This is a genomic window from Citrobacter sp. S-77, assembly GCF_963864895.1.
Classification (GTDB): Bacteria; Pseudomonadota; Gammaproteobacteria; order Enterobacterales; family Enterobacteriaceae; genus Citrobacter; species Citrobacter murliniae.
The window spans coordinates 1,134,874-1,149,094 of record NZ_CAWLWU010000002.1 but is presented as its reverse complement, the minus strand read 5'-3'; the positions used below and the strand labels follow the sequence as shown (position 1 = coordinate 1,149,094).

General features: G+C 48.5%; 14 protein-coding genes. 7 read left to right on the top strand and 7 right to left on the bottom strand.

Translation table 11 applies throughout. The features are described 5' to 3' along the window. The first annotated feature begins 97 nt into the window (after window positions 1-97). The 3 genes from rna (at window position 98) to uspG (ending at window position 2,092) form a co-directional block, all read left to right on the top strand. The gene (gene rna / locus AACS05_RS05965) at window positions 98-904 is read left to right on the top strand and encodes a ribonuclease I (protein WP_045441016.1); all 807 of its coding nucleotides are present in this window, start codon (window positions 98-100) and stop codon (window positions 902-904) included. A gap of 146 nt (window positions 905-1,050) precedes the next feature. Then, the gene (rnk, locus tag AACS05_RS05960) at window positions 1,051-1,461 is read left to right on the top strand and encodes a nucleoside diphosphate kinase regulator (protein WP_045441015.1); all 411 of its coding nucleotides are present in this window, start codon (window positions 1,051-1,053) and stop codon (window positions 1,459-1,461) included. Between the two features lie 202 nt (window positions 1,462-1,663). Further along, complete coding sequence (uspG, locus tag AACS05_RS05955) at window positions 1,664-2,092, top strand: universal stress protein UspG (protein ID WP_005120854.1); 429 nt, start codon at window positions 1,664-1,666, stop codon at window positions 2,090-2,092. 69 nt (window positions 2,093-2,161) lie between these two features. Here uspG and AACS05_RS05950 read toward each other — a convergent pair whose 3' ends face one another. The 6 genes from AACS05_RS05950 to ahpC all read right to left on the bottom strand — a co-directional run bounded on the left by AACS05_RS05950 (window position 2,162) and on the right by ahpC (window position 8,817). Next, window positions 2,162-2,929 (bottom strand): dimethyl sulfoxide reductase anchor subunit family protein, encoded by a 768-nt coding sequence (locus tag AACS05_RS05950; protein ID WP_045441012.1) that lies wholly within the window; start codon window positions 2,927-2,929, stop codon window positions 2,162-2,164. Beyond that, a complete protein-coding gene (locus AACS05_RS05945; protein WP_045441010.1) occupies window positions 2,929-3,486 on the bottom strand; it encodes a 4Fe-4S dicluster domain-containing protein in 558 nt (185 codons plus the stop codon). The genes AACS05_RS05950 and AACS05_RS05945 overlap by 1 nt, the downstream gene beginning before the upstream one ends. Continuing rightward, entirely contained in the window at window positions 3,483-5,759 is a 2,277-nt protein-coding gene (locus AACS05_RS05940) for a molybdopterin-dependent oxidoreductase (protein WP_045441008.1), read from the bottom strand. Before AACS05_RS05940 ends, AACS05_RS05945 begins: the two co-directional genes overlap by 4 nt. Then, entirely contained in the window at window positions 5,749-6,309 is a 561-nt protein-coding gene (locus tag AACS05_RS05935; RefSeq protein ID WP_045441006.1) for a TorD/DmsD family molecular chaperone, read from the bottom strand. Before AACS05_RS05935 ends, AACS05_RS05940 begins: the two co-directional genes overlap by 11 nt. 225 nt (window positions 6,310-6,534) lie before the next feature. After that, window positions 6,535-8,100: an alkyl hydroperoxide reductase subunit F gene (ahpF, locus tag AACS05_RS05930; RefSeq protein ID WP_045441004.1), complete on the bottom strand. Its 1,566-nt coding sequence runs from the start codon at window positions 8,098-8,100 to the stop codon at window positions 6,535-6,537. 153 nt (window positions 8,101-8,253) lie between these two features. After that, window positions 8,254-8,817: an alkyl hydroperoxide reductase subunit C gene (gene ahpC / locus AACS05_RS05925; protein ID WP_002894394.1), complete on the bottom strand. Its 564-nt coding sequence runs from the start codon at window positions 8,815-8,817 to the stop codon at window positions 8,254-8,256. 373 nt (window positions 8,818-9,190) lie between these two features. Between ahpC and dsbG the strand changes: the two genes are divergently transcribed. The 4 genes from dsbG (at window position 9,191) to AACS05_RS05905 (ending at window position 13,039) form a co-directional block, all read left to right on the top strand. Further along, window positions 9,191-9,937: a thiol:disulfide interchange protein DsbG gene (dsbG, locus tag AACS05_RS05920; RefSeq protein WP_045441000.1), complete on the top strand. Its 747-nt coding sequence runs from the start codon at window positions 9,191-9,193 to the stop codon at window positions 9,935-9,937. A gap of 202 nt (window positions 9,938-10,139) precedes the next feature. After that, a complete protein-coding gene (gene citR, locus AACS05_RS05915; protein WP_045440998.1) occupies window positions 10,140-11,045 on the top strand; it encodes a DNA-binding transcriptional repressor CitR in 906 nt (301 codons plus the stop codon). 168 nt (window positions 11,046-11,213) lie between these two features. After that, window positions 11,214-12,437, top strand: coding sequence for a phosphoadenosine phosphosulfate reductase (locus AACS05_RS05910; protein WP_045440996.1), 1,224 nt, complete (start codon window positions 11,214-11,216; stop codon window positions 12,435-12,437). After that, window positions 12,422-13,039 carry an IbrB-like domain-containing protein gene (locus tag AACS05_RS05905; protein WP_045440994.1) on the top strand — a complete coding sequence of 206 codons (618 nt, stop codon included), beginning with the start codon at window positions 12,422-12,424 and terminating at the stop codon, window positions 13,037-13,039. The genes AACS05_RS05910 and AACS05_RS05905 overlap by 16 nt, the downstream gene beginning before the upstream one ends. Here the strand turns inward: AACS05_RS05905 and AACS05_RS05900 are convergent, their stop codons facing one another. Beyond that, window positions 13,040-14,200 carry a pyridoxal phosphate-dependent aminotransferase gene (locus tag AACS05_RS05900; protein WP_045440992.1) on the bottom strand — a complete coding sequence of 387 codons (1,161 nt, stop codon included), beginning with the start codon at window positions 14,198-14,200 and terminating at the stop codon, window positions 13,040-13,042. Between the last annotated feature and the right edge of the window lie 21 nt (window positions 14,201-14,221).

Below are 14,221 nucleotides of genomic sequence, written 5' to 3'. Positions count from 1 at the left end.
CGCATAGCTAAAATGATGCCAGTCAGCTAAACCTGACTGGCATTTTTTATGGTTAAATAGATGACATTCAGAAATCATATAAGTATCCGAATTCATCATGACATCAAGATGGCGTTATTGTTCTTTACTGGCTACGCTTGTGCTCCCGGTTTCAGTGGCTCAGGCCGACGAGCTTCAGGCAAAACAGTACAGCGATTTTAGCAGCTACGTGCTGGCACTCTCCTGGCAGACTGGGTTTTGTCAGAGTCAACATGAACGTAACCGTCAGGAACCCGACGAATGCCGCCTGCAAAAAGAGACCGCAAACAAAGCGGATTTCCTGACCGTTCACGGCTTGTGGCCAGGTCTGCCTAAATCAATCGCCGCGCGCGGTGTGGATAATCGTCGGTGGATGCGATTTGGCTGCGCAACTCGCCCTATTCCCAACCTGCCGGAAGCACGTGCCAGTCGTAAATGTGCCGCACCACAAACCGGTCTGTCACCGGAAAGTGCGGCAAAACTAAGCACTGTGATGCCCGGTGCCGGTGGTAAATCCTGCCTGGAGCGTTACGAATACGCCAAACACGGGGCCTGCTTTGGTTTTGACCCTGACGCATACTTCGGTACGATGGTGCGTCTGAATAATGAAGTAAAGAACAGCGCATTGGGCGTCTTTCTTGCGGACAACTATGGAAAAACGGTCAGTCGCGATGATTTTGACGCAGCAATTGCCAAAACATGGGGCAAAGAGAGCGTGAAAGCGGTGAAATTAAGCTGCCACGGTAACCCGGCTTATCTGACGGAAATTCAATTTACGCTTAAGGCCGCTATGATTAACGCCCCGCTTTCTGCGACATCGTTCCTGTCACAACCGCATCCTGGTAACTGCGGTAAACGATTCGTACTTGATAAAGTCGGTTATTGATCGCCTGAATGTGAACTAAATCACTTCAAACCTGGGGTAAGTCTCAGTATCATCGGTGAAGTTAAACCCTTGCCGCCTGACGGTGAGGGTTTTCTTTTGGGATTATTTACCTGCGCACCCGCAGTATCGACGACATGGAGTAATAAATGTCCAGACCAACTATCATCATTAACGACCTCGATGCCGAACGCATTGACCGCCTGTTGGAGCAACCTGCGTTTGCTGGTTTACCGATTGCCGACGCTTTAAACGCCGAGCTGGATCGTGCCCAAATGTGTTCTCCAGAAACCATGCCGCACGATGTGGTGACCATGAACAGTCGTGTGAAGTTCCGCAATCTGAGTGATGGCGAAATCCGTGTGCGTACTCTGGTGTATCCGGCCAATATGACTGACAGCAATACTCAGCTTTCGGTAATGGCGCCCGTTGGTGCCGCCCTGCTGGGTCTGCGCGTTGGCGACACTATCCACTGGGAGCTACCAGGCGGTACATCAACTCACCTTGAAGTCATTGCGCTTGAGTACCAGCCTGAAGCAGCGGGCGACTACCTGCGCTAACTCTGTCTTATCAAAGCACCCGCTTTATCTTACAGGGGATGCATCCGCATCCTCTTTCCGGTTTCATTCCTCCCACCGTTGCATTAGCTTTATTGCTGTTTCCCGCACTTCTGTTGGCAAAACATAAATCTGTGTCGTGACTGACAGAATCATATTTAATAGTATGCTGTTATGTATTCATGTAATGACAAGGAGAATGCTTATGTACAACACAATCATAATGCCTGTTGATGTATTTGAAATGGAACTGAGCGACAAGGCTGTTCGCCATGCAGAATTTCTGGCACAAGATAAAGGTGTGATCCACCTGCTGCATGTGCTTCCGGGTTCAGCCAGCTTAAGCCTGCACCGTTTTGCCGCTGACGTTCGCCGTTTTGAAGAGCATCTGCAACACGAAGCAGAAACTCGTCTGCAAACTATGGTCGGCCACTTCAGCATCGATCCTTCGCGGATCAAGCAGCATGTCCGCTTTGGCAGCGTGCGTGACGTCGTCAATGAGTTGGGTGAAGAACTGAATGCGGATGTAGTGGTCATTGGCTCACGCAATCCGTCAATTAGCACGCACCTCCTCGGTTCTAACGCCTCCAGCGTGGTTCGCCATGCAACTCTACCGGTACTGGTTGTGCGTTAATTCGAACTAAGATAAGACAGAAAACCCCAGCCAGGATTTTACCTGGCTGGGGTTTATATTTTATGGCCCTCAGTACAAATGACCAATATTCACGATGGTGCTGACGGTATCACCAAAGAAGGTCAAACGACTCAAAAACACGCCAATGAACAGCAGTACAAAGAGTGTTTTCGCTCTACGTTCACCATTGCGGCTCAGCACGAACGCCACCGCCAGGCACACCAGACTTGCCAGGTAAAGCGGGGATGTAAGCCAGGCATGAGCCGTCATCTGCATGATTGTTCCACCACTTAGCCAGATAATCGGCGCGACAATCAGTACCGCCATGCAGACCAGGATCCCCTGACGCAATGCAGCAACTGCCGGCGTGAGATTCAACAGTGGGATCGCCGCACAACCCATTACCCATACAGTGATAAAGAACAGCAGCATCGTCAGACCATTGGCGATAGCGACCATCGCTGGCGCGGCATAGGTCATGCCCTGCACCGCCACCAGCGCCATACCGAGAAGGGATGCCAGTACAGCCGGGATCTTATGCCCTTTAGCCAAAAACGTTACGCCGACCGCCGCGCCGTATAACGTTGCGCCGAGAATTTCGCGGCTCAGCCAGGCGTGCTGTAAGTTAATCAGGGCATTGTAGGCACGATCCGGATGCGCGAGGTGTAATACCGCCGCAACGGATGCCGCCGCCAGTAACAGTCCGCTGACCAGCCAATAAAGACGTTTACTTTCCAGTTCTCCACGCAGCGTACGCAACGTCAGGATTAACGTCATCCCCACCGACATCTGGCTGAGTACGGTAAAGACCACCAGAGGAAGTTCGTATTTTTCCATTACTTGCCCTCCGGTTGCTTCGGTTGACGTGCCAGTATGAAACGCGTCCCGGGGTTAAGCTGCGGCATACGCGGGAATCCCGGCGGGTACTGCACCGCATTATTTGGTATGGGGTCGGCATCCAGGTCAATAAGCGTTAGCGCCCCCACCGGACAGGCATTCACACACGCCGGATTCATACCGATATCAAGACGCTCGTAACACATACTGCATTTTTCCGCTTTTTTCGTTTCCTCATTAAAGCGCGGAGCGCCGTAAGGACAATTGCGGATACAGTTTTTACACCCGATGCAGCGCTCCGGGTTATGCACAACCACGCCGTCTTCACGTTTGGTGTATGCCTCTACCGGGCAGGCTGCAAGACAGGCCGGGTTTTCACAATGGTTGCAGGCCAGCGAGTAAAATGCCCGCTCCTCATGCGGATAAATTTCTTTATCCAGCGGATAGACATAACGCCAGTACCGCTCCGGCTCCAGTTGGTTAAAACTTTTACACGCCATCGCGCAGCCACGGCAGCCGATGCACTTATCGCTATTGACTAAAAACGCGCGTCTCATGCTGCGGCTCCTTTACTTCCCAACAGAGTAATATCAACAAATTGACTGTGAATGGCCGCACCTGGCGCACCGGTCGCCATTTTGCCCATATCGGCCGGAGTGTCCTTAACCACGTTCTGGACGTTGTAACTAAGCTTATTGAACCAGGATTCATACATCACAAGGAAATCTTCCGGGACGTTGGTAGTGATTTTGGCGCGCAGCTCAACGTGACCCGCCTCGTTGAAAACTTTGACGAGATCGCCTTCAGCAATACCCTTTTTCTGTGCGGCAAACGGATGGATATAAACGAACGGTTCAGGCCAGAAAACCTGCATCCAGTCCAGATTTACGAACTGTGAATGCAATCCGTACTGGAGGTGAGGTGTAAACAGGTGGAACGGCAGCGTTCCCATAGCACCAGCTTTATATTCAGGCAAGGCAGTGTGGCCATTTTCCGCACAGCGCTCAGATTTAAACTCGTACTTGCCAGATGGCGTTTTGAATTTGCGATCATACCAGGCCGCAGAGCTGACCATTTTCGCTTTGCGAGGCCCTTCAAGCAGGTCGTCCCAGCCAGCAATCCCAAATTGTTTACCCATCGCCTCATTGAATTCCTGATCCAGCCAGCTTTTGGCATCAAACTCTTGCGGGAAGGTACACGAACCAGGTTCCAGTTTATTGATGGTTTTAGATAACAGTGCGGCTATTTCCGGGTCGCTTTTGCACTCATACAACGGTTTAATCGCCGGTTGGTTGACGGATAACCAATAGTGCCAATAAGACGAAGATACATCCCATTGCTCAAAGGTTGTGGTGACGGGTAATACAATATCCGCATGCTGAACAGTCTCGTTAAAGAACTGATCGACGCAAACCACCATTTCCAGTTTGTCGAACGCTTTAACCATCTTGTTGCGATCGAAATCCTGGGCAAACGGGTTTTTAGAGGCCACCCATAACATTCGTACCGGTGGTTCGCTGGCGTCGAGAATGCCCTGTGCCGTCTGGTTGATATTCAACGCACGATCAGAGTATTCGCTTTTTTCACCGCTATCGCTGACAAACTCACCCACCGGGCCACCAGCACCTTTCATCCCCACAGAACCCTCTGGCGGTTTCTGCATCATGCCGTGGTAACTGTAGCCCCAGGTTTGCAAATGTCCGTAGCGAGCGCCGCCACCTTCAATACCGATATTGCCAGTCATCGCCACAAAGGCATCGATCGCTCGCACGTTTGCACCGCCATTGACGTGCCGCTGCATACCGTAGCCAATCCACACGGTGGCAGGATTAACAGCGGTAAACTCCTCCGCCAGCTCGCGGATAACTTCTGCTGACAGACCACAAATTTCTGACGCCCACTCAACAGTGACGTTATTACGCAGGTAGTCTTCAAATTCCGCGTAGCCATGGGAATAGTTGTTCACAAAATCCTGATCAACCAGCCCCTTATTCACCAGATGCCGTGCCATGCCGAGGGCCAGCGCGCCATCTGAACCAGGGCGAACACGCAGGTACAGGTCGGCTTTTGCTGCCGTTTGCGTCAGCAGCGGATCAATAACGACAATCTTCGCGCCTTTTTCCCGAGCCTGGTAGATGTACTTCATTGTGTGCATGGAGCACCACGCCGGGTTTGCCCCCCAGATGATAATGTATTTTGCTTTCACAAAATCTTCCGGATCGTTACACCACATATCCCCCATATCGTAATTCTGAGCATCAATACCCGCAGGCCAGCACGGTGTACCGGCGAAGCGCGTGGTGTACCCCAGAGAAGACATCATCCCTTCAACGGCATACCCCATCACTCCGAGGTTGCCGGAATATTTAGACAGAGCCAGCCCCAGCATTGAGCCGTCTTTCTTTTTGATTTCCAGCATTTTTTTGGCAATCCGTTGCATCGCCTCATCCCAGGAAACCCGACGCCATTTGCCGCTACCACGGCCATCCTGAACCATTGGATATTTAATGCGATCGGGGCTGTACACCCGGCGAGGATAAGTCAGTCCTTTCACGCAAGGCGTCCCGTGGGTAAATGTGGACTCCGTAGCCCCTTCCACAAAGGTGATCACATCATCTTTCACCCAGGTTTTCAGGCTGCAGGTGTCGTAGCAGTTACGTGGGCATGCATTGCGATGAATAGTGTAAGTTTTAGGGTTAAATGGAACTGGCGGTTGCGCGTAAGCACAGCGCGATGACAATAATCCCCCCGGTAAGGCGGCTACAGCACTAAGTGCAGCCAGTCCCTTTAAAAAAGAACGTCTGTTCAGAAGTCCCTGTTCATTGCTCATATGATACTCTCGTTATTAATTCACCAAGCCAATAAGATAATTTTCCCGCTATGTTTTGCAGTGCGGCGGTTTGTGCATTTATTTTGATTTTATCGATATAATCCGGCACCCATTTTGCTATATATTCCATTACATACTGATTAAATACCGGAATATATTCAGCAGATTTCCTGGAATTGGCACTCAGTAAAACAGCCAACTCCAGGACATAAGAAATATGATCATCTGGTATGCTATTTTCTTGATTTGCAGACAATCCGAGTTTTTCCATGAACTCCCGGTGGCACAAGGTGGCTTTTCCCATCACCAGCGCCTCGTCTTCCAGGTACACCGAGGCGTAGGGTGCAGCTTTCAACGCTAACGGGCCGACAAAAAGCGCATTGAAATCGTATTCGATATCCAGCCAGTCCTGACCAGTGAAATTACCCGATTCATCAGCCAGTGAAATATAAGCAGACTTAAGTGAACCCCCGTCATAAGAAATAAAAAAATCACGTAACAACAACCCTGCCGACTCAAATTTCGTCAGAGCTTCATAATTTAAATCCATGAATGAAAAGCTCCTCATTCACATAATGAATATATGTAACAAACAGAGGCGTTATAATATCGAAAGGGCTAAATCATTCTTTGATTAAATAAATCATTCACTACGTTAAAAACGATGTCTTATCAGATTTATTGTTTCAAGAATTGACAATAGGGGGCGGGGAAAATAAAAAAACCGCCAGTGGGTAACTGACGGTTTTGGTTTTGCAGGTGAGTCTTACTTTTCTTATGCTGTAGTTGTACGAATCAGATAATCAAAGGAGCTCAGCGATGCTTTCGCGCCCTCGCCGGTGGCGATGATAATCTGTTTGTACGGTACGGTAGTGCAGTCGCCAGCCGCGAAAACGCCCTTCACGCTGGTTTCACACTTGGCATCGATGATAATTTCACCCATGCGGTTACGTTCAACGGAGCCTTCCAGCCAGTTGGTATTCGGCAGCAGGCCAATCTGAACAAAAATACCTGACAATTCGACATTGTGGACATCGCCACTGACGCGATCGCGATATTCCAGACCGGTAACCTTGCTGCCATCGCCTTTCACTTCGGTTGTTTGTGCATTCAGAATGATATCGACATTTTTCAGGCTGCGAACTTTATTCTGCAGAACCTGGTCAGCCTTCATTTCCGGAGCAAACTCCAGCAAAGTCACATGCTCAACAATACCAGCCAGATCGATAGCCGCTTCAACGCCAGAGTTACCACCGCCAATGACTGCTACGCGTTTACCTTTAAACAGCGGGCCGTCACAGTGTGGGCAATAGGTAACGCCTTTGGTGCGATACTGGTCTTCGCCTGGAACGTTCATGTTGCGCCACTTAGCACCGGTCGCAATGATTATACTGCGCGCTTTCAGTACTGCGCCGGAAGCGGTTTCAATCTGATGCAAGCCACCTTCCGTCGCCGCCGGAACCAGTTTGCTGGCGCTCTGGCTATCAATGACATCAACATCATAATCATCAACGTGTGCTTTCAGTGCGCCAGCCAGTTTCTGCCCCTCGGTTTTCGGCACCGAGATATAGTTTTCGATATCAACGGTATCAAGTACCTGGCCACCAAAGCGTTCGCCCATCAGGCCGGTTCGAATACCTTTACGCGCAGAATAAACTGCAGCAGCAGCCCCAGCAGGACCAGAACCGACGATCAGCACATCGTAAGCGTCACGCTTATTTAGCTCTTCTGCTGCACGTTTCTCTGCGCCAGTGTCCATTTTTGCCACGATTTCAGTCAGCGTCATACGGCCCTGACCAAACTCTTTACCGTTCATATACACCGCCGGAACGCCCATCACGTTACGATCGGTAATCTCATTCTGGAATGTGCCGCCATCAATCGCCGTATGTTTGATACGCGGATTCAGAACCGCCATCAGGTTCAGTGCCTGCACCACGTCCGGGCAGTTATGGCAGGACAAAGAGTAATAGGTTTCAAACTCAAAATCCCCGTCGAGGGCGCTGATCTGCTCCAGCAGAGACTGCGCCTCTTTAGACGGATGACCACCGGTCCACAACAGTGCCAGTACCAGTGAGGTAAACTCGTGGCCCAATGGGGAACCGGCAAAACGCGGCCCCTGGCTGGAGCCCGGATTCGTAATCAGGAACGAGGGCTTACGTACTGCCAGAGTGTTGTCTTCTTTGAAGGTGACTTTCTCTGAAAGCTCAGCAATTTCAGTCAGCAGTTCCTTGATTTCTGCCGATTTAGCGCTGTCATCCAGCGTTGCAATCAGCTCAACAGGTTTGGTCAGTTTCTCAAGATAAGCCTTGAGCTGGGTTTTCATATTTGTGTCGAGCATTGTTCTTCCCTCTCTGAAACATCATCATGCAAGCCGACTTCGCGGGACTGCATTAATGCAACTTGCGTCATGGTGCTGGAATGAAACAGGCGCAAATTTGCGCCTGTGGAATGCCGGATGCACTGCGTTTATCCGGCCTACAAATTATGCGACTTAAATCTTACCAACCAGGTCCAGAGATGGAGCTAATGTGGCTTCGCCTTCTTTCCATTTCGCCGGGCAAACTTCGCCTGGGTGAGAAGCAACGTACTGAGCTGCTTTAATTTTACGCAGCAGGTCAGACGCATCACGGCCGATACCTTCAGCGGTAACTTCGATTGCCTGAATGATGCCCTGCGGGTCAACAACGAAAGTTGCGCGGTCAGCCAGACCTTCATCTTCACGCATGTTGTCAAAGTTACGGGTCAGGGCGCCAGTCGGGTCACCGATCATCGCATATTTGATTTTGGCGATGGTTTCAGAGCTGCTGTGCCATGCTTTGTGAGTAAAGTGGGTGTCGGTAGAAACAGAGTAAACGTCTACGCCCAGCTTCTGCAGTTCTTCATAATGGTCTGCAACGTCACCCAGTTCGGTCGGGCAAACGAAAGTAAAGTCAGCCGGGTAGAAGAAGAAGACACTCCAACGACCTTCGGTATCTTTCTCGGTTACTTCGATGAACTCACCGTTTTTGAACGCCTGGTTTTTGAAAGGTTTAATTTTTGTATTAATCAAAGACATCTGTACTTCCTCCGTGTTTTCGTTGAGGGATAAGTTAACGAAAATCTCTTCTCAGGGCTAATGCGTTTCCTTTATCAAATCAATAAGCGTTAACTAACAACCGACTCAACCCATTTTGATAACTCTAAGCCAAAAGTAAAAAAGGCCCCCTTTGCAGGGAGCCCCATTACCCGAGTTACCCGCAGATAACTTCAGTGCCAGCAGTGCTGGCTAAGTGTTGCGCTCTACATTACCTTAACAAAGGTTGTAACAGCGATTGGGATTACATCACCCAGCGAACGAAAGGGCAATCGACAGACTGTCGGTCTTACCTATGGCTGTGATAGGTTTTACAACTCAGCCCCCTTTCCTTCTGATTTTATAAGGAAAATCAATGCTCAAACGTACATTACTCTTAGCCCTGTTACCTGCCGTCGTACACGCCGAAGACCTCCCGGACGCCGTTAAAGCGATTGAGAAACAAGGCATTACAATCCTGAAGCCGTTTGACGCGCCGGGTGGGATGAAAGGCTACCTGGGAAAATACCAGGACATGGGCGTGACTATCTATGTCACACCAGACGGAAAACATGCTATCTCCGGCTATATGTATAACGAAAAAGGCGAAAACCTCAGTAATGAGCTGATAGAAAAAGAAATCTATGCACCTGCAGGGCGCGAAATGTGGCAGCGTATGGAAAAAGCACACTGGATCCTGGACGGCAAAAAAGAGGCTCCGGTTATCGTCTATGTATTTGCCGACCCTTTCTGCCCGTACTGCAAACAGTTCTGGCAGCAAGCGCGTCCATGGGTTGAATCTGGTAAAGTTCAGTTACGAACGCTGCTGGTAGGCGTGATTAAACCCGAAAGCCCGGCTACTGCGGCGGCAATTCTGGCAACCAAAGATCCGGCTAAGACCTGGCACGACTATGAGGCCTCCAGCGGTAAAATGAAACTGGACATGCCGGCATCTCCCCCTTCAGAGCAACTGAAGGCACTGAATATCAATCAAAAATTAATGGACGATTTGGGCGCTAACGTGACACCGGCAATCTATTACATGAGTAAAGACAATACATTGCAACAGGAAGTAGGTTTGCCAGATAAGGAAAAATTGAACATCATTATGGGCACTGAATAAAGATAATACGATGAGTGATTATTATCATTTTCATATCGATCGCTCATCACACTTTTTCCTCGTACAATTAACACAGGCTGTGCTACTTTAGTTTTAGTTAACTGTTCATTAAAATTTAAATGGATATGCGCTAAGAATGATTAATAACTTAGACATAATGAAACGGAATATTTCAGAGCAAAGCTAAGACAGGAATGGATATATGGCTAACCTTTACGACCTCAAAAAATTCGATCTCAACCTGCTGGTTATTTTTGAATGCATCTATCAACATTTAAGTATTAGCAAGGCAGCTGAAACGCTGTACATTACGCCATCCGCAGTCAGCCAGTCGCTACATAGATTACGCACTCAGTTTAATGACCCTCTGTTTATCCGTTCCGGAAAGGGAATTACCCCTACCGTGACAGGGATAAATCTGCATCACCATCTCGAAAATAATCTCAATAGTCTGGAGCAGACAATAAATATTATGAATAACTCCACGCTGAAGAAGAAATTTATCATTTACAGTCCGCAAATTATTACCACCACAGGCGTGATGAAGTTAGTTCAATATCTCAGAGAGGATTCGAACGTTGAAATTGAGCATCGGGATATCTTAATGTCTGCAGAAACAGCTGAAGATTTATTGGCTTACCGAAAAGCTGATCTGATCATCACGCTGTCACAGATTGCTAATCGCTCAATTATATGCACCCCATTCAAAACCATCGAAAACGTGTTAATCTGCAGCGGAAATCACCCAAGGATCAATCAATCCAGTACACTTGAACAAATACTGGAAGAGCAATTTACATTATTTCTCTCCGATGACTCAGGCATTAAAGAATTTCAATCAAGAGCGAGTTCTTTTTTAACCAATCGTAAAATCGGTTTCTACAGTGACTCTTTAATTTCCATAACTAATATCATAGCCACTACCGATATTATTGGTCTGGTACCGCGAGAGGCTTACGACTTTTATGCAGCACCGCTTAATCTTAAACAGATTAAAATTGATGTAGCATTACCCAAAGTACAGCTTTTTTTAATGTACAACCGAGCATCACTTAATAATCAGGGATTCGCTAATACCATTAAAAAAATAACGGATAGTGGAATGTGATTTGATACAACAGGTTTTTACACAATACATTCATGGAGAAAATGTCATTACGTAACAAATACAACATTTGAATATTTATATATAAAGATTGCACGATACGCAAAATAGCATATCTTATTACGAGCATTTATTATGAATGTCACCCGTAATATCTCATATGGATTTGATATGTCTGTTTACAAAATCCCGCTTAAACAAAACGTACTTGAAGCGGCCCAGGAACGCATATCCTGGACGCTAGAGACTTTACCTCGCATATGTGTTTCGTTATCAGGAGGTAAGGATTCCGGGCTAATGCTGCATTTAACAGCAATGCTTGCACGCCAGTTACATAAAAAAATCAGCGTCTTGTTTATCGACTGGGAGGCACAATTTTCATGCACAATCAATCATATAGAGGAGTTACGCGAACTTTATTCTGATGTTATCGAAGCGTTTTATTGGGTGGCGTTACCGCTAACAACACAAAATTCACTCTCACAGTATCAACCCGAATGGCAGTGCTGGGAACCGAATGCACAGTGGGTTCGTCAACCTCCCGCAGATGCTATTACCGATCCGTCTTATTTTCCCTTCTATCAATCCGGCATGACCTTTGAGCAATTTGTTCGCGAATTTGCTGATTGGTTTTCTGAAAAACGCCCAGCAGCCATGATGGTAGGTATACGATCAGATGAGTCATATAACCGCTTTGTAGCGATAGCTAACTCGCGAAAACAGCGCTTTGCCGATGATAAACCCTGGACCACCTCAGCGCCTGGGGGGCATACCTGGTATATCTATCCCATTTATGACTGGAAAACTGCTGACATCTGGACGTGGTTCGCTAAAACGCAAAAGCCGTGTAATCCCTTGTATAACCTGATGTATCAGGCTGGCGTTCCTACACGTTACATGCGTATTTGTGAACCGTTTGGACCGGAACAACGCCAGGGGCTATGGCTGTATCATGTTATAGAGCCTGAGCGCTGGGCAGCCATGTGCGCCCGCGTTAGCGGCGTGAAAAGTGGTGGTATTTATGCCGGGCAGGACAACCATTTTTACGGTCACCGGAAAATATTGAAGCCAGAGCACTTAGACTGGAAAGAGTATGCCCTGTTACTGTTGAACAGCATGCCAGTGCCAACGGCAGAACATTACCGCAACAAAATTGCGGTCTACTTACAGTGGTACAGGAATAAGGGAATAGATGACATTCCTCTGATGCAAGAGGGTGATATCGGTTCAAAAGATATTCCGTCGTGGCGGCGTATTTGCAAAGTGCTCCTGAATAATGACTACTGGTGCCGCGCCCTTTCATTTAGTCCCACTAAACCTAAAAACTACCAACGTTATAGCGATCGTATGAAAGCAAAACGTCACGAATGGGGACTCTTATGCAACATCGATTAACTCAGGAACTTACCGGGTTTCTTTCTGGTTTGTCAGAAGAAGAACGAATTGATGCCATCAATGAATTCAGAATGGCAATTCACAGCGTCAGTCCATTTCGTAATGAACCGGTAGATTGCGTGTTATGGATAAAAAACGAACATATCTCTCCGAATGATTACAACCCGAACAACGTTGCTCCTCCGGAGAAAAAACTGCTACTGAAATCCATTGAGGCAGATGGATTCACACAACCTATTGTCGTCGTTGAATCAAGCGCAGAAGAGTATGAGATTGTCGATGGTTTTCACCGCCATGAAATAGGCAAAAACAAACCTTCACTGAAAGCACGGTTAAAAGGTTATCTTCCCGTCACCTGTTTACATCGTGAACGCCATGAACGTATGGCGGCGACAATCCGCCATAACCGTGCCCGCGGGCGGCATCAAATTCACGCCATGTCTGAAATCGTGAGAGAGTTGTCGCAACTGGGCTGGAGCGAAGAGAAAATAAGCACAGAGTTGGGAATGGATAATGACGAGGTGTTGCGACTGAAACAAATCAACGGCCTGCAAGAGTTATTTACCGACCGTCGATTTTCCAAAGCCTGGACTGTGAAATAGCTACAGCGAAGACAGGCGTTCTGCCGCCGCCAACAGCGTCGATTCTTGCTTGGCAAAACACAGACGAATCAGTTTATGTGGGAAAGGATCGGCGCAGAAAACGGACAGCGGGATTGCCGCGACACCTACCTCTTTGGTCAGCCACTGGCAAAACTCAACATCGTTGAGTTCAGAGACTGCACTGTAATCGATCAGCAGAAAATAAGTCCCCTCACAGGGCAAAATTTCCAGCCGACTGTCACGCAGCGCATCCACCAGAACATCACGTTTTTTCTGATAATACGTCGGCAGGTCACGATAATGCGCTGGATCTGCCCGCAGCATATCCGCCAGCGCCAGCTGTGCCGGCGTGTTGACTGAAAAGGTCAAATACTGATGCACTTTGCGTAACTCTGCGCTGATGGCCTGTGGCGCAACGCAGTACCCGACCTTCCAGCCGGTCATATGATAGGTTTTTCCAAACGACGAAACGGCGACAGCTCGCTCCCGCAACTGCGGATGCGCCAGCACGCTGGAGTGCCCGTGCGCGGCAAAGCAGATATGTTCATAGACTTCATCGCTAACGACAAAAATCTCATGCCCTTTAATCGCCTGCCACAGCGCGTCGAAATCCGCATTGCACCAGACTGTCGCGGAAGGATTATGCGGCGTATTGAGAATAACCAAGCGGGTACGATCGCTGAGTAACCCGGCAAACTCCTGCCAGTCCACACGAAAATGCGGCGGTTGCAACGCAATGCGTTTCACTACGCCACCGGATAACGCCACTGCAGGCGCATAGCTATCGTAGCTGGGATCAAAACAGATAACCTCATCTCCGGGTCGAACCAAAGCTGTAATAGCGGCATACAACGCTTCTGTCGCACCTGCGGTGATCGTAACTTCGCTATCAGCATCTGGCTTGTAGCCGTACAACCCGGCGGTTTTGTCAGCGATGGCTTCGCGAAGCGGCTGTACACCCGTCATCGGCGCATACTGGTTCGCGCCCTGCGCCACATGATATGCCAGGCGTTGTTGTAAATAGTGCGGGCCGTCAAAATCAGGAAAACCCTGGGAGAGGTTAATCGCCTGATGAGCCTGCGCCAGCGCGCTCATTTGCGTGAATATAGTGGTACCTAAATTTGGCAGTTTGCTTTGCACAATCAGCGGGTTATTACTCATTATTGTTATCCCAGCGGGTGA

Bases quoted from the DNA above. Each gene is read 5' to 3' on its own strand.
- citR (WP_045440998.1), top strand. From the start codon at position 10,140: ATGGCTAACCTTTACGACCTCAAAAAATTCGATCTCAACCTGCTGGTT.
- rna (WP_045441016.1), top strand. From the start codon at position 98: ATGACATCAAGATGGCGTTATTGTTCTTTACTGGCTACGCTTGTGCTC.
- ahpC (WP_002894394.1), bottom strand. From the start codon at position 8,817: ATGTCTTTGATTAATACAAAAATTAAACCTTTCAAAAACCAGGCGTTC.
- AACS05_RS05910 (WP_045440996.1), top strand. From the start codon at position 11,214: ATGTCTGTTTACAAAATCCCGCTTAAACAAAACGTACTTGAAGCGGCC.
- rnk (WP_045441015.1), top strand. From the start codon at position 1,051: ATGTCCAGACCAACTATCATCATTAACGACCTCGATGCCGAACGCATT.
- uspG (WP_005120854.1), top strand. From the start codon at position 1,664: ATGTACAACACAATCATAATGCCTGTTGATGTATTTGAAATGGAACTG.
- ahpF (WP_045441004.1), bottom strand. From the start codon at position 8,100: ATGCTCGACACAAATATGAAAACCCAGCTCAAGGCTTATCTTGAGAAA.
- AACS05_RS05950 (WP_045441012.1), bottom strand. From the start codon at position 2,929: ATGGAAAAATACGAACTTCCTCTGGTGGTCTTTACCGTACTCAGCCAG.
- AACS05_RS05905 (WP_045440994.1), top strand. From the start codon at position 12,422: ATGCAACATCGATTAACTCAGGAACTTACCGGGTTTCTTTCTGGTTTG.
- AACS05_RS05940 (WP_045441008.1), bottom strand. From the start codon at position 5,759: ATGAGCAATGAACAGGGACTTCTGAACAGACGTTCTTTTTTAAAGGGA.
- dsbG (WP_045441000.1), top strand. From the start codon at position 9,191: ATGCTCAAACGTACATTACTCTTAGCCCTGTTACCTGCCGTCGTACAC.
- AACS05_RS05900 (WP_045440992.1), bottom strand. From the start codon at position 14,200: ATGAGTAATAACCCGCTGATTGTGCAAAGCAAACTGCCAAATTTAGGT.
- AACS05_RS05935 (WP_045441006.1), bottom strand. From the start codon at position 6,309: ATGGATTTAAATTATGAAGCTCTGACGAAATTTGAGTCGGCAGGGTTG.
- AACS05_RS05945 (WP_045441010.1), bottom strand. From the start codon at position 3,486: ATGAGACGCGCGTTTTTAGTCAATAGCGATAAGTGCATCGGCTGCCGT.